Raw genomic sequence first — 23305 nt, forward strand, 5'->3', positions numbered from 1 at the left:
CATCATGAAAGAAGTGCGACATGTGAACCTAGGTTTAACGGATGAACAAGTGGTTGACATGTACCGGTATATGTTGTTGGCGCGCAAGATTGACGAACGGATGTGGCTGTTAAATCGTGCAGGCAAGATTCCTTTTGTTATCTCCTGCCAGGGACAGGAGGCGATTCAGGTAGGAGCGGCCTTTGCGCTGGATCGAGAAAGAGATTGGCTTTGTCCCTATTATCGCGATTTGGGTATGGTACTGGCGTTTGGTCAATCCGCGCGGGATCAGATGTTGTCCGCCTTTGCCAAAGCGGAGGATCCCAACAGTGGCGGTCGGCAGATGCCCGGCCACTACGGGGATAAACGTTTTCGCATTATTTCGGGCTCCTCTCCGGTAACGACGCAACTGTTGCACGCTGTCGGTGTAGGGCTGGCGGGGAAGATGGAGAATAAAGACTTTGTCGTGTTTACATCTTTTGGTGAAGGGTCCAGCAATCAGGGGGATTTCCATGAAGGTTTAAACTTTGCTGGAGTCCATCGCTTGCCGGTGATTTTCCTTTGTGAAAACAATCAATATGCCATCTCCGTTCCGGTAGAGAAACAGTTGGCCGGTGGCAGTGTAGCTGCCCGCGGTCAAGGATACGGCATGCCGGGGATTAAAGTGGACGGAAACGACCCGCTTGCCGTATTTCAAGCGGTGCGGGAAGCGGCTGACCGTGCCCGCAGGGGGGAAGGGCCTACGTTGATCGAAGCGGTTTCCTATCGCTTGGTTCCCCACTCCAGCGATGATGATGATCGTACTTATCGCGAAAAACAAGAGGTAGAGGAAGCACGTAAACACGATCCGCTCCTACAATTCAAAAAATATCTCGAAGAGATCGGCATTCTGACGGATGCGCGGGAGAGTGCTCTTCTTCACGAAATCGGACAGATCGTTGATGAAGCGACGGAATACGCTGAACAGGCCCCTTATCCCGATGCCCAAGAAACATATACCTACGTGTATGGAGCGGAAGGAGGACAGCGCTTATGACAGTGATCTCCTATATCGATGCGGTAACCCTCGCTCTGCGGGAAGAGATGGAACGAGATGAAAAGGTGTTTATCCTCGGTGAAGACGTGGGTGTACGCGGAGGGGTATTTCGGGCGACTGCCGGTCTGATCGAGGACTTTGGGGCGGAACGAGTGTTGGATACCCCTTTGACGGAATCGGCCATCGCCGGGGTGGCGATCGGTGCATCCACTTATGGCATGCGACCGGTGGCAGAAATGCAGTTTGCCGATTTTATTATGCCGGCATTTAACCAGATTGTGAGTGAAGCGGCAAAGATGCGCTACCGTTCCAACAATAGCTGGCATTGTCCGCTGGTGATACGAGCCCCTTATGGCGGCGGAGTTCATGGTGCGCTTTATCATTCCCAAAGTGTAGAAAGCCTGTTTACAGGGGTTCCTGGACTGAAAATTGTGACGCCCGCCACTCCCTATGATGTTAAAGGTCTTTTAAAAAGCGCGATTCGCGATGATGATCCGGTTCTCTTTTTTGAACATAAGCGTTGCTATCGCTTGATTAAAGGGGAAGTGCCTGCGGAAGATTATACGGTGCCGATCGGTAAGGCGGAAGTGAAGCGGGAAGGAACCGATGTTACCGTCATCTCCTATGGGCTGACTCTTCACTTTGCCCTCAAGGCGGCGGAGGAGCTGGAGCAAGAAGGGATCAGTGTCCATGTGCTCGATTTACGTACCTTGATACCCCTAGATAAGGAAGCGATACTGGAAGCGGTGGCCCAAACTGGCAAGGTGTTGGTTATTCATGAAGATAATCAAACGGGGGGCTTTGGCGGAGAGATCGCGGCGCTCATTGCAGAAGAGGCGTTTTTTGAATTGGATGCTCCCGTTCGCCGTTTGTGTGGTCCCGATGTGCCGGCGATGCCGTACAGTCCGCCGCTGGAGAAAGAATTTATGCTTAATCCCGCCAAAGTGAAGGATGCCATCCGTGATTTAGCGGAGTTTTAAAGTGTGAGGAGGTCTAGAATGGCCACGGACATAACCATGCCCCAACTGGGTGAAAGTGTGACCGAAGGAACGATTAGCAAATGGCTGAAACAGCCGGGCGATGCGGTCGCCAAATATGAACCACTGTGTGAAGTAGCGACAGATAAGGTAAATGCAGAAGTACCTTCCACCTTCGCTGGAACACTGACGGAGATCGTGGCGGAGGAGGGGGAGACGGTTGAAGTAGGTGCCATTATCTGCCGGATGGACGAAAGTGGGAAAGAGGCAGTTGCCGAGGAAGGATCTGTAGAGCAGCGAGAAGCGGCAAATGAAGAAGCTCCCTCGCAACCTGCCGTTGCCACCGCCACTGGAGGAAAAGAACCGGTTGGCGATGGCTCTATGAAAAAACGCTATTCCCCAGCGGTGTTGCGCCTGGCACAGGAGCACGATATTGACCTGGAGCAGGTGAAAGGAAGCGGACGCGGGGGACGGATCACCCGCAAAGATATCCTACACATCATTGAACAGGGCGGGATCGCTGCCGTTGTAGAGTCTGCCGAGGATGAGAAACGGGAGAAAGTGTCGTCACCAACTTCAATCCTCGCCCCTAAAAAAGCAGCGAAAACCGAAGCCGAAACATCGATCTCCCTGGAAAGCGGGGATCAAGAAGTACCGCTCACCCCGATTCGCAAAACGATTGCACAGCGGATGGTAACCAGCAAACACGAAGCACCCCATGCCTGGACGATGATGCAGGCTGATGTGACCGGATTGGTCAAGCTGCGTCAGAAGTTAAAGGATGCGTTTAAGCAACGGGAAGGCATCGCGCTAACCTATATGCCCTTTTTTATTAAGGCTGTCGTGGACTCCCTCAAGGAGTTCCCGCGCCTCAATTCGGTTTGGGGCGGCGATAAAATCATCCTGAAAAAACGGATCAATATCTCGATTGCTGTTGCCACCGACGATGCACTGTATGTACCCGTTATTCACGATGCTGATGAAAAAAGCATTCTTGGATTGGCAAAAGCAGTGCAGCAGTTGGCAGATAAAGCACGAGCCGGTAAGCTGACGATGGACGATCTCACCGGCGGCACCTTTACCACTAATAATACCGGTTCTTTTGGTTCTATCGCTTCGCAGCCGATTATCAATTATCCGCAAGCGGCGATTATCTCCATGGAATCGATCGTCAAGCAACCCGTGATCCGTGACGATATGATTGCGGTACGGGATTTGGTCAACCTATGTCTATCCTTGGATCACCGTATCCTGGATGGTTTGATGGCGGGACACTTTCTGCAACGGGTCAAGCAGCGCCTGGAATCCTACGGACCTGATACGGAGATTTAACTTTCACCTAAACAAAAGCCCTGCCGATTCGGCGGGGTTTTTGTTTTTTGTATCAGCGATCTGCTAAAAAGTCTCTCTTATTACCTCTGTATCGCGGCAGAAGCTTTCGCCCTCTAATCGCCAGTGTGTTACCATTAATTGAACCCTGCCGATACAGCGGGGTTTTTATGTATTCGGTGTTAAAATGAAAGAATAGCAGGTAAGCGATAAGAAAGGTTTATTCCTTCGAGGTGGGGGTTGTCATGAGAGAGACAGAGGTCGTCATTGGACTGGACATTGGAACAACCAGCACAAAGGCGGTGGTGTTTGGGCCGCGAGGGGTGATTCGCGCTACACATGAGATCGGCTACACCATTCATCATCCACATCCCACTTGGGCGGAGCAAGATCCAGATGTGATTGTTGATGCCGCCATTGATGCCATTCGTTATGCGTTGCTTCAATCAGCTGCACAAGCAAAGGATGTACTCGCCGTGGGAATCAGTTCGGCTATGCACTCGCTCATTGCGGTGGACGCTGACGGCCGCCCCTTGACAAAAAGCATCATCTGGGCAGATAACCGCAGTATGGAACAAGCAAACCATATTCGTCATCATTTGGATGGACATCAGATTTATCGGCGTACAGGCACCCCGATTCATCCCATGTCGCCTTTGCCCAAACTGATGTGGCTCAAGGAGAAGAGTCCCGAAGTTTTCAATAAAGCGGCCAAATTTATCTCCATCAAGGAATATCTGCTGTATCAGTTTTTTCACCGCTATGTGATCGATTATTCTCTCGCTTCAGCTACGGGATTGTTTAATCTGCGTGAACGTCGCTGGGATCGAGAAGTGCTGCAACTCTTGGGATTAGAGGAAAGTCAACTTTCAGAGCCGGTACCTACGGTTTATTGTTTAACCCAGTTAGAGACGACGATTGCCGCTCGTATTGGTATCCATCCGGAAACGCCATTTATCGTTGGCGCCAGTGACGGAGTGCTGGCCAACCTTGGCGTAGGAGCGATACAACAGGGGGAAATGGCCATCACCATCGGCACCAGCGGAGCGATCCGTACGGTAGTGCCATCACCCAAAACCGATGAAAAAGGGCGTACCTTTTGCTACGCCTTGACGGACCAGCACTGGGTGGTAGGGGGGCCGACCAATAACGGCGGTATGATGTTGCGGTGGTTGCGGGATGAATTTGCGGCACCGGAAATGGAAGTGGCCAAACGGTTGGGAGTCGATGCCTATGAATTGATGATCCAATACGCGGAAAATGTGCCAGCCGGATCGGATGGGTTGTTGTTTTTGCCCTTTTTGACAGGAGAGCGAGCCCCTTACTGGAATCCCAACGCCCGTGGCACCTTTTTTGGAATCAGTATTCATCATAAGCGGGAGCATTTTATTCGTGCTGTCTTGGAAGGCGTCATCTTTAGTGTTTTCTCTGTTGGAGTGGTTTTGCGGGAGTTGACCGGTGAGATCAAGGATGTACGCGCTTCCGGCGGTTTTGCTCGCTCAGCGGTGTGGAGGCAGATTTTAGCCGATGTGATGGGGCGGGAAATTATGGTACCTGTAAGCCATGAAGCATCTGCTTTAGGGGCCGCCACCTTGGCGTTATACGGTGTAGGTAAGATTGAACGCTTGGAACAGGTAAACGAGTGGATCAACATTTCACACCGACATCAACCCAATCAACAAAACAGCGAGATCTATTTAGAAATGTTTTATCTGTACAGTCGTCTATATGAAAAATTGAAAGATGAATTTGAGGTTGCCGCCAAACTGCGTCTGCGGGGAGAATGGGAAGGGGTATGATGAAAAAAGCCAATGGTTTTCCATTGGCTTACGCTATTCCTCAATCGGATGCCTTTGTATCGAGGGGGCGCAACTTCGCTTCGATGCTGGCTCGGTGCGGCTCCAAAAACGGCGGCAATGCCAACTTCTCGCCTAGGTGTTCCGGATCTTCGTCGGTGGCAAATCCGGGTCCGTCGGTGGCCAGCTCAAATAGAATGCCGTTGGGTTCACGGAAGTAGATGGAGCGAAAATAGAAGCGATCAACGGGTCCCGAGGTGCGAAAACCTGCTGTTTCTATACGACGGAGCCATTCGTTATATTCGGTTACGTTAGGCACCCGGAAGGCGACATGATGCACCCCGCCACGTCCCAAGCGCTCGTGGGGAAGGTCGGTGCGCTCCTCCACATGTACTTCCGCTCCTGTTCCGCCTGCACCGGTGGCATAGACGAGAATATCCGGTTGAGAAGAGTGAGGGGAGGGGTATTGGTTCACCAAGCGAAATCCTAACACTTCCGTTAACACCCGTGTCGTCATTTCAGCGTTACTTACCGTTAAAGTGACCGGGCCCAAACCGCGAATCCCGTATTTGGAGGGAACCGGGCTTTCTTCCCACGGTGTGCTGTCGATGATTTGGTTGTCGTCATCGGGAACCAGAATCAAGCGCTGTCCTTCAAAATCGCGAAAGGCGAGGGTATCACGGCCGGCGCGGGATTGGATGGTATCGTGCTCCACACCGTGTTCCTCCAACCGCTCTTTCCAATATTGGAGCGCTTCTCGGTCGGGAACCCGCAGAGAGATAGCGGAAATGCTGCTCACACCAGGCCGGGTTTGGCCCGCATGAGGAAGATCAAAAAAGGTGAGCTCTGTTCCCGGATTGCCGATTTCATCACCGTAAAACAGATGGTAAGAAGAGGTATCATCCTGATTAACTGTCTTTTTCACCAGACGCAGGCCCATTGTGTTTGTATAAAAGTCATAGTTTCTCGGCGCATTGGCGGTAAGTGCCGATACATGGTGAATCCCTGTCAGTTCCATTTTTCTTCACCTCGCGATTAGTTTCACTCACATCTGTTGTCTGTAAACGAGTTGAACCATACTTACTTTTTTATAGTAACTTGCTGTTTTGATTGTAACATAAACCTAGTTTTTTTGTAACCCTCATTATTAGGGGGCATTCTTGCTCTGGTTTTGTTGATCCGAATAATGGAAATAGCAACTCAAACCGTTTATCGTTTTTTTAACCACAACCTTAGAATGAAAGTTTGTTCCGTTCAGTTTTGTCTAACACTTCAGCAAAAATCCCTCCTGCCGTTGGCTTTGGTAATCATTTCGGTTATCGTAAAAGTGTAAGCACTTACGGAAAGCTACAACCAAAATTCGGAGGTGGAAGAGGCAGATGAAAGCGCAAGTGATCCATGAACATGGTGGTCCCGATGGTTTTCGGACGGAGGAAGTGGCACGACCGAAAGCGGGGTCGGGTCAGGTTTTGGTTCGTAATCTTGCAACCAGTGTCAATCCAATCGATGTAAAAATCCGTAGCGGTGCGGTAAAAGGGGTTCTAGGGGAACATTTTCCCTTGGTGCTGCACAGCGATGTAGCCGGTGTAGTAGAAGAAGTGGGAGAAGGGGTAGAAGGGTTTTCTCCCGGTGATGAGGTAGTAGCCTATGTAGCCACCGGCGGTGCCTTGGCTGATTATGTAGCCGTCGACGCGTCCTTGCTCGCACCAAAGCCTTCAACCTTATCCTTTGCCGAGGCGGCGGCTTTGCCACTGGTGGGCATTACTGCATGGGAAGCGCTGGTGGACCGGGCGAAAGTGCTACCGGATCAACAGGTGTTGATTCACGCCGCTACCGGTGGCGTGGGACATATCGCGATTCAACTGGCCAAAGCGTTCGATGCACATGTGTCCGCTACCGGCTCATCGGAGGAAAAGCTGGCTGTTGCTCGACGGTTAGGTGCGGATGAAGGCATCAACTACCGAGTTGAATCCGTTGAGGACTATGTGAATCGATTGACCGACGGCAACGGATTTGATGTGGTGTTTGACACTGTTGGTGGAGAAAATTTGGACCGCTCCTTTCAAGCAGCCAAACCACAGGGAACGGTGGCGGCGATCGCAGCCCGTTCCACCCATGATTTATCACCGCTTCATGGGAAGGCACTCACCTTGCATGTGATCTTTATCCTTCTGACACAGCGTACCGCAGCCGGTAGATCCCATCATGGGCAAATCATGCGGGAGATTGTTCGCTTGGTGGAGGAGGGCAAATTGACTCCACTGTTGGATGAACACCGTTTTAGATTTGAAGAAGTGGGAGAGGCTCACCGTCGTCTGGAGTCAGGGCAAGCGCTGGGAAAAGTGGTATTGGAAAACGAACGGATGGTGTGAACGAAAAAGCGGGTACCTGTGAGGGTATCCGCTTTTTTGATTTAGTATGGTACATGGGGATTTGGATTTTTAACCTTGATAATCTTATGTTTTGGAGGGGCTCGCAAAGGCGGAGAATACCCCTAGAACAATATAAAAATAACCCGTTATCCGATTCTGTAACGTTGAACTCCCTTTCCTACCCAGAATCCGCTTTCTAATACTTACTGCAAGAACTGCATACAGTCCATCACTAATAAAAGCTAGGATAATAAAGATCGTTCCTAAAAGCAAAAATTGTACTGTGACTGATCCAGCAGAAGGGGATATGAATTGCGGTAAGAAGGCTAAAAAAAAGAGTGCTGTCTTCGGATTCAATACTTCTACGAGCGCTGATTGGTAAAAAATCTTTAATAATTTTTTGCGAGGGGCTTTTGGAATTTCTGAAGTCGTTCGATCAGATGTAGAAAATAAAGTCTTACACCCCAAATAGATAAGATAGGCAGCACCCAAATATTTAACGATATGAAAGGCTGTTGCTGATGTCATAAGGATCGCAGAAACTCCAATTGCTCCGGCTAAAACGTGAACAGAACCTCCAAGAGATACACCAAGAACGGATACCAGGCCCGCTTTCTTCCCTTGATCGATACTTCTTGCCATAATATAGAACACAGCAGGTCCAGGTATTATTAACAATGTAGTAGCAGCAATTACAAATAGCCAAATGGTTGAAAACTCCATAAAATGAAACTCCTTGTTGTATTTTTACACATGATTGAATTGGGCTTCTCCTTGATTGGTGAAAGCAAGGTTACACTTTATGTTTAAGGTTCGCTTTCATCAAGGAGGCAATTTGTTGCTCATTTGGAGATGGAATCTGTTCCAACTGTTTTATAATGAGCGTTTGTCTGTGTAAGGAATGGTTTTGACTTACCTTCTCTTTTCCTTCAATCCGATCGATTTTTATTTTGAATCCTTGGACGCCTTTGTTCATACCAACGAGAAATTTAGCATCTACATCCTGCAACCTATATGAACTATCAGGAGCTTCATATTTCGATACCATATCATTCAAGGAATTCATTAACTCGTGTTCATCCTCGATTAGCTCTACTTCTCCGTAAACATGAACGGTCACATAATTCCACGTTGGCACTGCTTGATTGGTCTCATACCAAGAGGGAGAGATATAACAATGAGGACCATGGAAAACAGTTAAGACTGTCTGGTTTTGAATATCCTTCCACTGCGGGTTCGGACGGGCAAAATGGCCGTACAAATAGGTTTTCTCCTTATTCAACATCAGAGGTAAATGTGTAGCGAAGGGCATTCCTTTATGCATGGAAAACAATGTTGCAAAGCTGTTCTCCTGTATGACATTGTAGGCAGCAGTTATTTCTTTCATCGTAAAATGTTCCGGGGTATACATTTGAAATCTCCTCAATCCAACTTTCTTACTTACAACAGATATCCTTTATACGGTATGATATATTTCAAACTGACATCATAAAAGGTACAATAATAAACAAATATACATGTCAGAAGGGGTGCAAATGAAAAATACCATTTTTACTTTTAAGGATGACTCTCCTAAATACAAACAAATCTATGAGCAATTTAAATCATTTATTGAGCAAGGCAACATACTGGCGAATGAGAAATTGCCCTCCATTCGCCAACTGGCAGACTCCCTTCAAGTCAGCCGCAATACGACATTGATGGCATATGAACAACTTGTTGCTGAAGGGTATATTCGTGGAGAGGGCCGAAAAGGTTATTTTGCAAATGAGTTAGAACCTCTAATCTTTCAGAGGGCAGTAATCTCTCATCATAAAAAGCAAACAAATTCCAATAAACCTCCGGTAGTTAATTTCAGGGCAGATGCTGTTGATCAAACACATTTCCCGCTGAAAATTTGGAGGAGAATTGCCAATCAAGTATTAACATTACAGGATAGCTTTCGATACGGGGAACCATTTGGGGAAGAATGCCTGCGCGAACAAATCTCCACATATTTATTCCAATCACGTGGAGTAAAAACAAATGCAAATGCAATTATTATCGGAAGTAGTACCCAACAAATGCTTGTATACCTTGGACAGATACTGAAGGATGAATTCCAGAGTATTATCGTTGAAGACCCTGGTTACGACGGTGCAAGGGAAGCTTTTCAATTCCATCGTTTTAAGTTTGAAACATTGCCGGTTTATGAAACAGGTGCTGATCTTTCACAATTAGAACAAATGAAGTCACGATTAATCTATGTAACCCCTTCCCATCAAAGTCCAATGGGAGTAAGCATGTCTATTCAACAACGGCAAATGCTTATTCATTGGGTTAACAAAATGCGTGGATATATGATTGAAGATGATTATGATAGTGAATTTCGCTATACACAAAAACCATTTCCTGCTCTTGCCTCCATTGATTCAGCAAGAGTCATTTATTTAGGGAATTTCTCAAAATCATTTCTTCCGGGAATCCGTTTATCTTATATGGTGTTGCCGCAACCCCTGTTCGATCGTTATAAAAAGCATTTTACTCATTTTGAGAGTCCCACTTCGCTTTTCAGCCAACTCACAATGGCAAAATTCATGGAAATGGGAGAATGGAATCGCCACGTGAAACGTATGCGTCTTGTTTATAAGAGGAAAATGTTGCACTTCGTTTCTGAATTAAAAAAGCAATTTGGCCAACATATTTCAATTATCGGCGAGCAGTCTGGTTTGTACTTATTGATCAAATTACATCTAAACCGTTCAGAAGAATGGTTAATCCAACGCGCTTCTTCTTATGGTGTAAAAGTGTGTCCCACCTCACTCTACTTTATTAAAAATAAACCCGATGACCCAATCATTAAACTTGGATTTAGTCATCTTTCTTGTGATGAAATTGAGCTTGGTGTCAAGCTCTTAAAAAAGGCATGGATTGAATCGAAGTAAATGGTCTGCAGTCTAAATTTGAAAATAGTTGAGTAGGTCAAGATAACTACTCCACTGGCGTCTACACACGAATGTGCCCCATGAGTGACTTGAATTCACACAGATATTGGCCGATAAAGACGGAAATCCGGTCCACGCCGTTCAAGCGGGAATGCCTCCGGATTTCCTAGAAGAAGTCAAATTTATTATTGAGTTTAAAGCTCACGGCGACAACCATACGGAATTGACGATAGTTTTCTATGTCTCGATATTCAGTATGATCCGTGAGAAAAAATAAGTACATGGCCAAACGGTTTTTTAGAGGCGGGTTAATTCATCAGTTCAAAGAGCTCAATTAGATCCTTAATCCCGCTGATTACTGCCGCCAGCGCTACCGCGATGGCAGCGATATGGCCGTAGTTGGCTTTTGCCATTGCCAATTTGGCATTTAGCCGAAAAAGGCAATCTTTTTCAATCGAGCCTTGTTTGATTTGTGCTTTTGCCTGTTCCGCTAAAGAGATCAATTCGGTCATACTTTGATTGAATTGGATAATGTCTACTTCTGGCTGTGGGGAGGGATACTCCTCTGTTTTGATAGGTGTATGTTGCTCATATTCAAACTTGTGTGGGTTCGGTTGTTGCACAGGCTGTGTATCGCTTGATTCCGGTGTGATCGTTTCACTTTGCGACATTTCCGGTAAAGGGTACTCTTGATAAGAGACTTTCGCTTTTTTTGCTCTCCCGAATTTAGGCAAAAATGGTATTTCTGGTTTTGCGGCGCGATGTTCAACTTCTTCATGGGTAGGTGTTGATCTTACTGGTATCTGTCCTGGGATATCGGTTGATTCCGATGCACTTTCTTTTGTAAAAATAGGACTGAGTACTTGGGATGTCAGGCCGATTTTGCCGATTTCCAACGTCAGGTTATCTAAGGTGGTGGTTAATTCCTCTGCCTTGACAACATCAACCGTGATGGCTTCCATGAGAGTCACCTCAAATTTTAAATTGTTTCTTTATTTTAACGTATTGCCGCCACCTTTCCCATAAAAAAAGCGGGACCCGAAGGTCCCTCAAAGTCGTAGCCCCAACGTGAAAGGGGCAGGGTGAAATCGATCTTCCACAATGATCAGTTTGAATCAATCCCTGTGCTTCTCGTCCGTTCATTTTTTAACGGTCTTATTATATTGCTCGATCTTTTGCGTAATCTCTTTTTCCGCGTCTTTGAGTGCCTTCTCCGGCGTCTTTTGGCCGTTGATCACTTCTTCCATCGCTTTTTCTGTGATCTGGCGTGCCTCTGGAAATACCCCCATCAGAGCGCCTTGAGTCGCGCGGTTTAAGGTGGTGTCATGCAATTGGTCGACGGCGGTTTGGAACTGTGGGAATTTCTCCATGTTTTCTTTGATGGCAGGTTCATCGTAGGCCGCTTTGGTGATGGGGAAGTAGCCGGTATGGATATGCCAGTAGGCTTGCTGTTTCGGTTGTGTGAGGAATTCGATAAATTTCCAGGCTGCTTCCTGTTCTGTTTCCGGGCGGTTGTTCAAGATGTAGAGGCTAGCTCCACCGACGATGACGCCGCCTTCATCGGCTCCTTTTGGTCGTGGGAGGGGAGCGGTTCCCACTTCAAACTTATCACCGACACTATCGACGATTCCACGGAGGGAAGCGGTGGAGTCCAAGGTCATCGCTACTTGCCCAGATGTAAATGCTTTTTTGGTATCGTCGGTTTTGCGGCCCAGATTGAGCGCCGTTTTATCATCAATCATCTTTTTCCACCAAGTGAGGGTTTCTACCCCTGCGTCGCTGCTCAACAGCGATTGGGTGGCTAGTTTGTCCCGTCCGTTACCGTTGTTGACCAGCTCCGCCCCTTGGTTGGCGAAGAATTGTTCCATAAACCATCCATACATGGCAAAAGAGGCGCCTTTGTTGCCGTCATCCGTCAGTTGTTTCGCTGCTTTTTCCACTTCTTCAAAGGTGGTGGGAGGGGTGTCAGGATCTAAACCGGCTTCCTCAAACCTGTCCTTGTTGTAATAGAGGATGGGATTGGATGTATTAAAAGGCATGGAGTTGAGCTGGTCGTCGATGGTGTAGTAGCCGATGATGTTTTCTTCCAACTGTGAAAGGTCGTAATCGTTTTTGTCGACAAAGGTTTGAATCGGGGTGATCAGGTTGGAGTCGATCATATAGCGGCTGCCGATTTCATATACCTGCACCATGGTTGGGCCGCTGTTGGAGCCGAGGGAGGCTTTCAGCTTATTTAAGCTTTCGTCATACTCCCCTTGGTAAACGGCTTCCACATAAACCTCCGATTGGGAGTCGTTAAACTCCTTTACCAGATGATCGACGGCGGATTTTAATTCACCGCCCATGGAATGCCACCAAATTACCTTTGTCCGACCATCGGCGGTTACATTTTCTTTTGACCCGGATCCGCATGCGGTAGTTAATACCAATACTGCTGCCATTGCCAGCAGTAACCCTTGTTTTAACAATCGTTTCATCTTGCTTTCTTCCCTTCTTCATTTGAGATTGAGGTTGGATTGCGTTTTGTGAAGGTGTTTGCTCTACCTCCTTTAAGAGTGGATTTTGATCTGAGGCGGTATGAGTTGAATGATGTTGTCACGATGGATTAAAGTTGTCACAGCATTTCATTGGCAAGAAGATCTTTCACCAAGGCAGTGCTTAAACGGTCGCTTATCCCTTAACCGCTCCAGCAGTAATGCCCCGTACCAATTGCTTTAAGCCCATGACCAGCAAGATCAGGGAAGGTAAGAGCACCATTGCGACACCGGCCAACACCAGCCCCCAAGCCATCATTTCTTGCCATTGCAACATGCTGATCCCGATTTGGACCGTGCGCATGCTGTCGCTGTTGGTGATCAACAGCGGCCAGAAGTACATGTTCCAGGTGGTGAGAAACGCATACACGGCCAAGGTGCCGATCGCGGGACGAGACAGCGGCAACACGAGTGAAAAAAAGATACGCCAATGGCCACAACCGTCGATTTTGGCGGCATCGATCAGATCCCGCGGCAATTGCAGGAAAAATTGCCGCAGCAAAAAGGTACCAAAAGCGGTAGCCATAAAGGGTACGGTCAATCCGGCGTAACTGTCGAGCCAGCCCCACTCACGGATGGTGATATAGTTGGGGATAACCGTTACTTCCCATGGAATCATCATGGTGGAGAGAAACAGAGCAAATAGTGCGTTACGCCCTTTAAAGTTGATAAAAGCAAAAGCGTAAGCCGCCATGCTGGCGGTCACCAATTGGCCGAGCATCACGGCGGTGGAGACAATAAAGCTGTTTTTGATAAATTGGAAGACCGGCACCAGTTCATTTACGGTCAATAGATTGTCCAGATAGAGGCTCCCTGGTAATAAACGAGGGGGATAAGCATCCATCTCGGCGGGAGTCATCAAGGCGGAGGAGAAAGTATAAAAAACGGGATACAGAATGAAAACCGCAAGAACCAACAAGAGACCATAATGGAACCATCGTTGTGTTCGACGTGCGATCATTGGTAATGTACCTTCTTTTCGGCAAGTTTAAATTGGATCAAGGTCAAAGCCAGGATAATGACAAACAGAATCAATGCCCGTGCGCTTCCGGTGCCAAACTGAAATTGGATAAACGCTTCTCGGTATAGGTCGTAAACCATCACATTGGTACTGTCTACCGGGCCACCCTGGGTCATGATATGGATTTGGCCAAATGCTTGGAAAGCGCCGATGATGGAGACGATCATCGCAAAGAAGATCGTCGGGGAGAGCATGGGAATGGTAACATGGCGAAACTGATTCCAGATGCCGGCACCATCCAGCTTGGCGCTTTCATATAAGTGATCGGGGATTCCCTGAAGACCGCTCAACAAGACAATATAGAGAAAGCCGACATTCATCCAAACTGTCATCAGCGAGATGGAGAATAGCGCCCAGTTGGGATCGGAAAGCCAAAAGATCGGTCCCACCCCGATGAGGCTTAAAAAATAGTTGAACATACCGGCGCTAGGATGGAACAACAACATCCAGATGACGGATGCCGTACCGACGGAGATGGCCAGCGGCAGGGAAAAGGTAAACTGGAAAAAACGCACTCCCCGTAATTGATTATGGGTTAACACCGCCATGAGCAGGGCGAGAGCGATGCTGGTAGGGACGGTATATAGCATAAAAAGAGAGGTTACTTTTATGCTGTTAAGAAATCCAGAGGAGGTAAATAGGTTGATATAATTCTCTACGCCGACAAACAGGGCGACGTTGCCCTGGGGATCAGTAAGATAAAAGCTGAGGTAAAGGGATTTCACCAGCGGATAAAAGAGAAAAAGCGCAAACAGAATGAGGGAGGGAGCCAAAAACAGATAGCCGGTTGCTTGCTCCTTCCATTTCCATAGTTTGGTGTCTGGGTGGTTTGTCATGGGAACACTTTTTGTTTCTGTGCCGTTCATCGGATACCCCCTTCTTTTGATGTGGGACATCATACAAAATTACTATAGCGCTCGAATTTTTGAGATTCTCAAAGAAATAATTAAGATTTGACAAAAAAGAGAGGAAAGGTAGGGGTTAGAGCAGGAAAGGTAGAGTGTGGATCTTCCTCACCTCCCTTTATCAGATTAGTTGGTCAAATTTATTTTATCAGAATTGGGATAAATATTGTAAGCGATTTCATAAAGAGGGATCAGCGAAACTGATGCCGTGATCACTGTCGGTAGGCTGACAGGAGATGATTACTCTGACAAAACGCTAGTATCAAAAAAGCCCAACGTTTGTCGTTGAGCTTCATTCACAGCGCTAATGCTTCGACTTCTGCATCTCTACTTTAAACGAATCAACACCGTGGAAACGGGCAAAGGACTGCAGGGCGTCATCCAGATTTTGACGTAATCTTGGGGTGAGACGGATATCAGGCTCCACTTGTAATAAGCGGATGGTGAGGACTCCATTTTTCCGATCCATCTGGGGATCGATGCGACCGATGAGGCGGTCGTCTGCCAGGATCGGCATGGCATAGGGACCATAGCGCCGCTTGGCACGGGGGACATAGATCTCCCACTTATACGAAAAGCCAAATAGATCCTCCACCCGCTCCCGCCGCCACAATAGATTATCCAATGGCGGTAAAAAGCGGATCGGCCCCTCTGCGCTCGCATCGTGATCGGAGGCGATTTGGGCATGTGTTTGCAGACGATCCAGATCCGAAGCCAAAATAAAATAGTTGCGGCGAATGCCTTCGATTTGGAGCGGGATTACCGACCCTTTTTGTACGCGTTCCTGGATGGCTTGCCGCCGTTGGGAAGCGCTCATTTTGCTCCAGCCGAAGCGGGGGTCACCAGGGTCAAAGACACGGTAGGCGCAAAGGTATTTTTGTAGTAGTTGTTCACGGGCATCAACAGTATCGATCGTCTCCGCCTCCTGCCAGATCTGCTGTGGCACGGTACGTCGGGAGAGGTCGAAGAATCGTTCGCTGCCCTCTCTGCGCACCACCCGAATCGTTCCCGTGTCTACTAACAGGTTGAGTGCAAGGGAGGTGTCTTTGGTTTTGGGAAGCTGATTATCCCAGTATCCGTGTACTCGCTGGTTGGAGTCAAAGGTACGGGAAGGGAGGGGGCCATCCACCTCCAACCGTTTCAACACTTGTTCGATCACCGGTGCAAGTTCGTCTAGGCGCGGTTGTAGCTGTTGTCCAATGCGCTCACGAGTCGGTTTAAACAAAGGATAATCCTCGATGGGGATGGCACAGGCGGCATTGGCCAGATATTCAAATAGCTTTCCTTGTTGAAGCAGCTTGTGTAAAAGGGTAGGTTGGTATCCCGGCATCCGCGCGGCTAAGACCAAATGCTGGTTTCGCTCCACCACGGAGACCGGATCAAGCTGGACGCATTCCAGCTTTTTTATCATTTCCAAGACGTTATCGGCGGTAGGAGGTTCCTTTTTATTTTCAACGGAAAGCAACCCCTGGACATCGAGCAGAAAGCGGCGTACTGCGCGACGGGATACGGTGAAAGGCGTTGCCATTATTGTGCTCCTTCCTGATCCAATGTCTCCACTCTATGCAAGATTTCCTTCATCGGGCGTAACCAGTTTTGTTTCATCATCTGATGTGCCTGCTCAGCATCTCGCACCCGTAAAGCGTGGATGATCTTATTGTGCTCTTCAACTGACGGATTGGAGGGCAGCAGAGGATTCTCCAAGAAGAGGCCTTTAAAGCGGCGGGTATGCTTTTCCAGGACGGAGGTAAATTGCTCCAGATAGGGATTGGCGGTACTTTGCACAATGACGTGGTGAAAGGCCTCATCCCACTCCATCGCTTCAAAGGCGAGCCCCTTCTTTAACGCTTGTGCAAATTGTTGATTGATCTCCTCCAGTTTGGCGATTTGTTTTTCTTCGATTTGAGGGGCCGCCAGCTCTGCGGCAGTCGCTTCCAAGGCGGCTAACGGCGGATATAACTGATGAACATCCTCTTTATTTAAGGGGGTGACCCGTGTTTCCTTACCGGGCCGCATTTCCACAAAACCTTGCAATTCCAGCACCTGTAACGCTTCCCGCACGGGTGTGCGACTGACGCCTAGGGCTTCAGCCAACAGTGAGTCGTTCAGTTTTTCACCGGGGCGCAAGGTACCTTCTACGATCCACCGTTGTAAATATTGAAGGGATTGTTGCTTGGCGCTATGGCGATTGATTTGAACGGATTGGTTAGGGATGGGCATCAAAATCGCTCCTTTACAAATGGTTGATCTTGACGGAAGAGATTCAAATATATACACGATGATTCCCGTTCATGCTCTTGTATCGGTATGCAGAATGCGATATATTGCATATAGGAGGGAGTCGAATTGAATAAACACCGGACAGATTGGATCCGCCGATTTCAAGGATACACCATGGTCATCATTGCCGCTACCATGTGGGGACTTTCCGGTACAGTCGCGCAGACGCTGTTTCATGGAGCTGGCTTTGAGCCCGGTTGGTTGGTTTCCGTGCGCTTGTTGGTGGCGGGTGTGTTATTGCTGGCGATGGTAGCGATCCGCAGTGAGGCGGGGGCGATTTTGACAATATGGCACAATTGTCGCGATCGCATGCAGTTGTTACTACTCGGCATTTTCGGCATGTTGGCCGTCCAGTATACCTTTTTTGCCGCTATCGATGCCAGCAATGCCGCAACCGCAACCTTGCTTCAGTATCTGGGACCGATGATGATCAGCTGTTGGCTGGCGCTTCGCTTGCGTCGCTGGCCTACGTTGTTTGAAGGAGGAGGGGTCCTCCTCGCTCTCGTAGGAACCACCCTCCTGGTTACTGGTGGACACGGCGGTGAACTTTCGATTTCAAAAGTGGCTCTTTTTTGGGGATTGGCGTCAGCGGTTACCTTGGCTTTTTATACCTTATACCCTGCACGCTTACTTCAGCGCTGGGGAGCCAGAACCGTGGTCGGCTGGGCGATGGTGGTAGGGGGTGTCGGCCTCTCCTTCCTTTATCCCCCGTGGCAAGTGACGGGTACGTTTTCTGGGCAATCGATTCTGTTTATCCTCTTCATTATTCTGTTCGGCACCTTATTACCTTTTTTCCTTTATCTTGACAGTTTACGCTTGATTCGTCCAACAGAGGCCAGTTTATTGGCATGTACAGAGCCGTTGACGGCTACGATTGCAGCAGTGGTGTGGTTAGGGGTGCCTTTTGGTGTAGCGGAATGGGTAGGGGCAGCTTGTATCATCACAACAGTGGTGTTGTTGTCGCTACAGCCGCAGACGGCAAAAACAACCGGACCCGCTTCTTCGCAGCCACAGGAGGGAGTGGGATGATGACGGGGATACAATGAACCGTGGTGGCTTGTTTGTGAGCGGGAGTATTTTATGTAGGCCATTGAACCATGGGTGATATTGCGCCGCTGACGACGGTTTTTCTCCGCTTTGGCTTGGCGGTGGCCACAATGTGACCGTTGTTTGGTTGGAGCCGGACCAGTGGCAGATCCGGCCTGATGAATGGCTTCCACTGCTCGATCTCGGTTTTACCGGTATCTTTTTGTTTTGGAGCACTTGGGTTGGGAATTGCCGCCGCCCTCTCGAGTGCCCAGATGACGGATACCGTAGTAAAAAAGCATAGTGGATTGAGCTACACCAGAAAAACCCGGCTCTATGGAGGATGCCGGGTTTTTCCTTCAATAAGACTTTCCAAATACAACGGTATGGGCGGCGGTTTCTCCACATACCAAACAAGATTCTTTGTTGACGGGAGGGGAGAGTGGGATGTTTCGACTGGTCGCTCCCGTTTCTTCTTTTACTTTTGTTTCACAGGCGGCTGAACCGCACCATCCGGCTAAGGCGAAGCCGCGATTTTCTTTTAGAATCTGTTTATATTGATCCAGGGTGTCAACGGGGTAGATGTGCGCATCCAAAAACGATTTGGCCCGTTGATACATCTGATCGTGAATTTCTGTCAACAGTTGTTTTATTTCTGTGGCGAGATTCTCCTGTTTGACCGTTTTCTTTTCCCCGGTAATTCGAGATACCAGCACGACCACTCCATTTTCTAGATCCCGTGGACCCAGCTCCAAGCGAATCGGCACTCCGCGCATTTCATATTCGTTAAATTTCCAGCCGGGACTTTGATCCCGATCATCCACGCGTACACGGATGCCCGCTTGTTTCAGCTCCTGATACAGTTCGTCGGTACGAGCTAGCACTTGCTCTCTTGCCTTTGGTGGGCCGATGGGGATCATGATCACTTGGGTGGGAGCCACTTTAGGCGGCAAAACGAGTCCGCGGTCATCGCCGTGTACCATGATCATAGAGCCGATGAGGCGTGTGCTGGCGCCCCAGGAGGTAGTATATGCATATTGGTGTTGATTGTCACGATTGAGATATTGAATATGAAAAGCAACGGCAAAATTGGTGCCCATATAGTGGGATGTTCCCGCCTGTACCGCTTTGCCGTCCTTCATCATCGCTTCAATCGAGTAAGTATCAACTGCACCTGCAAATTTTTCCGAAGGAGTTTTTTGTCCAACGATGACAGGGATGGCAAGAAACGTTTCCACAAAATCGCGGTAAATCTCCAACATCCGCATCGTTTCTTGACGCGCCTCTTCTTCGCTCTCATGGGCGGTATGGCCTTCTTGCCACAAAAATTCGCTTGTGCGCAGGAAGGGAAGCGTCCGTTTCTCCCAACGGACAACGTTTGCCCATTGGTTGATCAAGAGCGGCAAATCGCGATAAGAGTTGATCCACTCCGCAAACATATGGCCGATCATCGTCTCCGAAGTAGGACGAATTGCGAGGCGCTCTTCCAATTTTTCGCCACCGGCTTCCGTTACCCACGGTAGTTCGGGGTTGAAGCCTTCCACATGTTCTTTTTCCTTTTGAAAAAAGCTTTCCGGGATAAAAAGGGGAAAATACGCATTGCGATGGCCCGTCTCTTTAAAGCGGGCATCCATTTCCCGCTGAATATTTTCCCAGATCTCATAACCATCCGGTCGAAATACAATACATCCGCGCACAGGCGAGTAGCTCATCAGCTCCGCTTTTTTAATCACATCGAGATACCATTGGGAAAAATCCTCGCTTTGTGGTGTGACCGCTTGCACAAACGGTTTCTTTTTTGACATCAGGCTTCCTCCTGCATGACGACAGCTTTTTGGTCTCTAGAAGATGTGTGACAAATGTCGCCTCATTTTTATCATCATAATATATTTGCGGTTACAGCAAAAGCGGCTCCCCTGTTGTTAGGGAAGCCGCTTTCTTCAGCATCATTACTGCACACCGATCAATCCGTCATAGACGGCGATCAGGGTGACGCCCACCACAGCTAAGGTAAAGAGTCCACCGAGTAAAAAGCCCACTTTGTTGTTGGTGCGTTTGTTATACAGCGTTCCCATCACAGCGAGAATGCTGACAAAAATTAAGATAACCGTCATATACATGCGATGTTCACCTGCTTTCATCGAAATCCGCTTTGTTGGGGAAAGGGTAGGACCGCCCCACATGCTCATCCTTCAGTATAATCATTTTTAGGGTAAAAACTCAATTCCCGGCGAAGAGGGATTCAGCACTCTTTTTTGAACATCAGAACAACAGAATTCCGGTTGCCAGGGTAGTGATCAGCATAGTGAAGATGATGACATATACAACGAATTTGATCCAAAATGAACGCACAACCATCACCTCAGCTTCTCATTTTAGCTTACCTTGTATGCCTTGTCTATTCGTAACTGTAGGGGTGAGACGGATACTCGTCAATTTTGATATATTAGATTTGTAAGCGTTTTTTTATCAGCGTCGGAAGGGGAGAGACCGGTGTCGGAGAAAAGTTTTGAAACCCTCTACCGGGAATGGCAGGAGAAGACGGAAGAGCTGTTGCAAAAATATCCCGAACAGAAAAATCGGTTTGAAACCTTATCGGGAATCGGGATTGAGCGAGTTTATGTCCCGGATGGAGCGAGTAGGAGAGAGTCGGAGAGGATTGGGTTGCCGGGGGAGTATCCATATACGCGCGGCATCCGACCGACCATGTATCGCTCTCGCCATTGGACGATGCGCCAGTATGCCGGTTTTGGGTCAGCGGAAGAGACGAACCGCCGCTTTCGTTATCTGTTGGAGCAGGGGCAGACGGGGTTATCCGTCGCCTTCGATCTGCCGACACAAATCGGCTATGACTCGGATGATCCGATGTCTGCGGGGGAAGTGGGCAAGGTCGGGGTGGCGATCGATTCGTTGGCGGATATGGAGACGTTGCTACAGGGGATCCCATTGGACCGAGTGAGCACCTCTATGACGATCAACGCACCAGCGGCAGTGCTGCTTGCGATGGTTATAGCGGTAGGGGAAAAGCAGGGAATCCCGTCTCATCTACTGACGGGAACGATTCAAAACGATATTCTAAAGGAATATATCGCCAGAGGAACTTATATTTTTCCTCCACAGCCGTCGATGCGTTTAATCACTGATATCTTTGCTTTTTGCGGAGAACATGTCCCCCGTTGGAATACCATCAGTATTAGCGGTTATCACATCCGGGAAGCCGGTTCTACCGCAGTACAGGAGGTAGCTTTTACCCTAGCCAATGGGATTGCCTATGTGGAAGCGGCGGTAAAAGCGGGTTTGGAAGTGGATCGATTTGCGCCGCGCCTCTCCTTCTTTTTTAACGCTCACAATCATTTTTTTGAAGAAGTGGCCAAGTTTCGGGCGGCGCGTCGATTGTGGGCACGTATAATGAAGGAACGGTTTGGGGCGCAAGATCCGCGTTCGATGCAACTTCGCTTCCATACGCAAACAGGGGGCTCTACGCTGACGGCACAGCAACCGGACAACAATGTGGTGCGGGTGACGTTGCAAGCGTTGTCCGCTGTGCTGGGCGGAACCCAAAGCCTTCACACCAATGCTCGAGACGAGGCGTTGGCGCTGCCGACAGAGGAGTCAGCCCGGATCGCTTTACGTACACAACAGATTTTAGCCCATGAGAGCGGGGTGACCGACACGGTTGATCCCCTGGGCGGCTCTTGGTTTGTGGAGTCGCTGACGGATGCGATTGAAGCGGAAGCAGAGGCGTACCTGGAGCGAATTGATGAGATGGGAGGGGCGGTGGCAGCGGTAGAGCAAGGTTATATGCAGCGGGAAATTCAGCAGGCAGCCCTAGAGACTCAGCGTAAGATCGAGTCCGGTGGAGAAGTGGTAGTTGGACTGAACCGCTACCGCTTGGAAAAGGAGACAGAGCCTGAGCTGTACCGCGTCAATCCGAAGTTGGCCCAGAAGCAAGTGGTGGCCCTTCAGGATCTACGTAAGAGCCGGGATTCCGTTCAAGTAGAAGCGTGTTTGGAACGGCTGAAGCAGGGAGCGGCGGGGGATGCCAATCTGATGCCGTTGATTTTGGATGCGGTTCGCACATATGCGACGGTGGGAGAGATTTGTCATTGCTTACGTGAGGTGTTTGGAGAGTATCAACCGATGGTTTAAGGAGGGAGAACCATGAATCGGCCGATACGGGTGTTAGTAGCGAAACCAGGCTTAGACGGCCATGACCGCGGTGCGTTGATTATTGCACAAGCGCTGCGGGATGAAGGGATGGAAGTAATTTATACAGGCTTACGTCAGTCGCCGGCGCAAATTGTGGCGACGGCGATTCAGGAGGATGTGGATGTGATCGGTCTTTCATGTCTTTCTGGTGCTCACAATGAGCTGTTTGCTGAGGTGATGAGCCTGTTGAAAGAGGAGGACGCTGAGGATATTGTGGTGGTAGGGGGTGGTGTCATCCCCCAATCCGATATTGCCGGCTTGTTGGAAAAAGGAATTGCTCGCATTTTTACACCTGGCACCTCCACCAAGGATACTGCTGACTTTATCCGGGAAGCGATTAAGCGACGGGAGGCGTCATCATGATCCCGCTTCATCCTCATAAAATCGATCACATCGGGATTGCGGTTCGCTCGTTGCGCAAGGCTTTGCCCCTGTATCGGGATGTGTGGGGGATGGAATATTTGGGGGAGGAGACGGTGGTAAGCGAAGGCGTACGGGTGGCTTTTTTCCGTTTGGGGGAAAGTAAGGTGGAATTGTTGGAGCCGCTGTCCGACGATAGTCCGATCGCTCGCTTTATCCATAAACGTGGAGAAGGGGTTCATCATGTCGCTCTCCGGGTGGGAAATCTTGAGGAGCGGCTGCAACAGCTAAAAGTGGCGGGTATTGAGCTAATCAACGATCAACCAAAGCGGGGAGCGGGGGGCAACCGTGTCGCTTTTCTCCATCCCCGCTCCACTGGCGGTGTATTGTACGAGTTATGTGAACCGGCGAAGACAGACGAATAGTAGAGCATTGGGGTGAACGATACTGTCATACCGAAGTGAAAAATGGTCCCCGATTTGGGTTGCACGAAAGTCAGGAGCAGCGATCAAACATTGGGTAAAAGTCTTCTACCAAGGGATAAAGGGAGAAGGAGG

At 48.9% G+C, this 23305-nt stretch carries 22 protein-coding genes; 10 read left to right on the forward strand and 12 right to left on the reverse strand.

Annotated elements, in window-relative coordinates; translation table 11 throughout:
• Positions 1-4 precede the first annotated feature (4 nt).
• The 4 genes from C8J48_RS05600 (at position 5) to gntK (ending at position 5120) form a co-directional block, all read left to right on the forward strand.
• Positions 5-1015 carry a thiamine pyrophosphate-dependent dehydrogenase E1 component subunit alpha gene (locus C8J48_RS05600; protein WP_107725356.1) on the forward strand — a complete coding sequence of 337 codons (1011 nt, stop codon included), beginning with the start codon at positions 5-7 and terminating at the stop codon, positions 1013-1015.
• Positions 1012-1995 carry an alpha-ketoacid dehydrogenase subunit beta gene (locus C8J48_RS05605; protein WP_107725357.1) on the forward strand — a complete coding sequence of 328 codons (984 nt, stop codon included), beginning with the start codon at positions 1012-1014 and terminating at the stop codon, positions 1993-1995. The genes C8J48_RS05600 and C8J48_RS05605 overlap by 4 nt, the downstream gene beginning before the upstream one ends.
• 18 nt (positions 1996-2013) lie before the next feature.
• Entirely contained in the window at positions 2014-3324 is a 1311-nt protein-coding gene (locus C8J48_RS05610; RefSeq protein WP_107725358.1) for a dihydrolipoamide acetyltransferase family protein, read from the forward strand.
• 242 nt (positions 3325-3566) lie between these two features.
• Complete coding sequence (gene gntK / locus C8J48_RS05615; protein WP_107725359.1) at positions 3567-5120, forward strand: gluconokinase; 1554 nt, start codon at positions 3567-3569, stop codon at positions 5118-5120.
• Between the two features lie 40 nt (positions 5121-5160).
• Here gntK and C8J48_RS05620 read toward each other — a convergent pair whose 3' ends face one another.
• The gene (locus C8J48_RS05620) at positions 5161-6135 is read right to left on the reverse strand and encodes a ring-cleaving dioxygenase (protein WP_107725360.1); all 975 of its coding nucleotides are present in this window, start codon (positions 6133-6135) and stop codon (positions 5161-5163) included.
• A 361-nt stretch (positions 6136-6496) separates the two neighbouring features.
• Here C8J48_RS05620 and C8J48_RS05625 point away from each other — a divergent pair, with 361 nt between their 5' ends.
• Positions 6497-7489 (forward strand): zinc-dependent alcohol dehydrogenase family protein, encoded by a 993-nt coding sequence (locus C8J48_RS05625; RefSeq protein ID WP_107725361.1) that lies wholly within the window; start codon positions 6497-6499, stop codon positions 7487-7489.
• A gap of 84 nt (positions 7490-7573) precedes the next feature.
• Here the strand turns inward: C8J48_RS05625 and C8J48_RS05630 are convergent, their stop codons facing one another.
• Positions 7574-8212, reverse strand: a complete 639-nt coding sequence (locus C8J48_RS05630; RefSeq protein WP_107725362.1) for a LysE family translocator — start codon at positions 8210-8212, stop codon at positions 7574-7576.
• 70 nt (positions 8213-8282) lie between these two features.
• The gene (locus tag C8J48_RS05635; protein WP_107725363.1) at positions 8283-8900 is read right to left on the reverse strand and encodes an FMN-binding negative transcriptional regulator; all 618 of its coding nucleotides are present in this window, start codon (positions 8898-8900) and stop codon (positions 8283-8285) included.
• Between the two features lie 124 nt (positions 8901-9024).
• On the opposite strand from C8J48_RS05635, the gene pdxR reads away from it, so the two are divergent.
• Entirely contained in the window at positions 9025-10413 is a 1389-nt protein-coding gene (gene pdxR, locus C8J48_RS05640) for a MocR-like pyridoxine biosynthesis transcription factor PdxR (protein WP_107725364.1), read from the forward strand.
• A 308-nt stretch (positions 10414-10721) separates the two neighbouring features.
• On the opposite strand, the gene C8J48_RS05645 is transcribed toward pdxR, so the two are convergent.
• The 6 genes from C8J48_RS05645 to C8J48_RS05670 form a co-directional block, all read right to left on the reverse strand.
• Positions 10722-11375, reverse strand: a complete 654-nt coding sequence (locus C8J48_RS05645) for a hypothetical protein (protein WP_107725365.1) — start codon at positions 11373-11375, stop codon at positions 10722-10724.
• Between the two features lie 177 nt (positions 11376-11552).
• Positions 11553-12890 carry an ABC transporter substrate-binding protein gene (locus C8J48_RS05650; RefSeq protein ID WP_107725366.1) on the reverse strand — a complete coding sequence of 446 codons (1338 nt, stop codon included), beginning with the start codon at positions 12888-12890 and terminating at the stop codon, positions 11553-11555.
• A gap of 193 nt (positions 12891-13083) precedes the next feature.
• Positions 13084-13908, reverse strand: a complete 825-nt coding sequence (locus tag C8J48_RS05655) for a carbohydrate ABC transporter permease (protein WP_107725367.1) — start codon at positions 13906-13908, stop codon at positions 13084-13086.
• Positions 13905-14804, reverse strand: coding sequence for a carbohydrate ABC transporter permease (locus tag C8J48_RS05660; protein ID WP_107727596.1), 900 nt, complete (start codon positions 14802-14804; stop codon positions 13905-13907). The genes C8J48_RS05655 and C8J48_RS05660 overlap by 4 nt, the downstream gene beginning before the upstream one ends.
• A 373-nt stretch (positions 14805-15177) precedes the next feature.
• On the reverse strand, positions 15178-16401 hold the full coding sequence (locus C8J48_RS05665) for a winged helix-turn-helix domain-containing protein (RefSeq protein ID WP_107725368.1): 1224 nt from the start codon (positions 16399-16401) through the stop codon (positions 15178-15180).
• Positions 16401-17093 (reverse strand): GntR family transcriptional regulator, encoded by a 693-nt coding sequence (locus C8J48_RS05670; RefSeq protein WP_107725369.1) that lies wholly within the window; start codon positions 17091-17093, stop codon positions 16401-16403. Before C8J48_RS05670 ends, C8J48_RS05665 begins: the two co-directional genes overlap by 1 nt.
• Before the next feature lie 174 nt (positions 17094-17267).
• Between C8J48_RS05670 and C8J48_RS05675 the strand changes: the two genes are divergently transcribed.
• Positions 17268-18182: an EamA family transporter gene (locus C8J48_RS05675; protein ID WP_107727597.1), complete on the forward strand. Its 915-nt coding sequence runs from the start codon at positions 17268-17270 to the stop codon at positions 18180-18182.
• A gap of 356 nt (positions 18183-18538) precedes the next feature.
• Here C8J48_RS05675 and proS read toward each other — a convergent pair whose 3' ends face one another.
• The 3 genes from proS to prli42 all read right to left on the reverse strand — a co-directional run bounded on the left by proS (position 18539) and on the right by prli42 (position 20537).
• Entirely contained in the window at positions 18539-19984 is a 1446-nt protein-coding gene (proS, locus tag C8J48_RS05680) for a proline--tRNA ligase (RefSeq protein WP_107725370.1), read from the reverse strand.
• Positions 19985-20128: 144 nt separating this feature from the next.
• Positions 20129-20320: a hypothetical protein gene (locus C8J48_RS18520; protein WP_146160452.1), complete on the reverse strand. Its 192-nt coding sequence runs from the start codon at positions 20318-20320 to the stop codon at positions 20129-20131.
• Between the two features lie 121 nt (positions 20321-20441).
• Positions 20442-20537, reverse strand: a complete 96-nt coding sequence (prli42, locus tag C8J48_RS19335) for a stressosome-associated protein Prli42 (RefSeq protein WP_170105195.1) — start codon at positions 20535-20537, stop codon at positions 20442-20444.
• A 135-nt stretch (positions 20538-20672) separates the two neighbouring features.
• Between prli42 and C8J48_RS05685 the strand changes: the two genes are divergently transcribed.
• The 3 genes from C8J48_RS05685 to mce are packed head-to-tail and all read left to right on the forward strand — an operon-like array spanning position 20673 to position 23173.
• Complete coding sequence (locus tag C8J48_RS05685; protein WP_107725371.1) at positions 20673-22328, forward strand: acyl-CoA mutase large subunit family protein; 1656 nt, start codon at positions 20673-20675, stop codon at positions 22326-22328.
• Between the two features lie 12 nt (positions 22329-22340).
• Positions 22341-22751, forward strand: coding sequence for a cobalamin B12-binding domain-containing protein (locus C8J48_RS05690; protein ID WP_211316590.1), 411 nt, complete (start codon positions 22341-22343; stop codon positions 22749-22751).
• On the forward strand, positions 22748-23173 hold the full coding sequence (gene mce / locus C8J48_RS05695) for a methylmalonyl-CoA epimerase (protein WP_107725372.1): 426 nt from the start codon (positions 22748-22750) through the stop codon (positions 23171-23173). The genes C8J48_RS05690 and mce overlap by 4 nt, the downstream gene beginning before the upstream one ends.
• Positions 23174-23305 lie beyond the last annotated feature (132 nt).

Origin of the sequence: Desmospora activa DSM 45169 (genome assembly GCF_003046315.1) — a bacterium.
Taxonomy (GTDB): Bacteria; Bacillota; Bacilli; order Thermoactinomycetales; family DSM-45169; genus Desmospora; species Desmospora activa.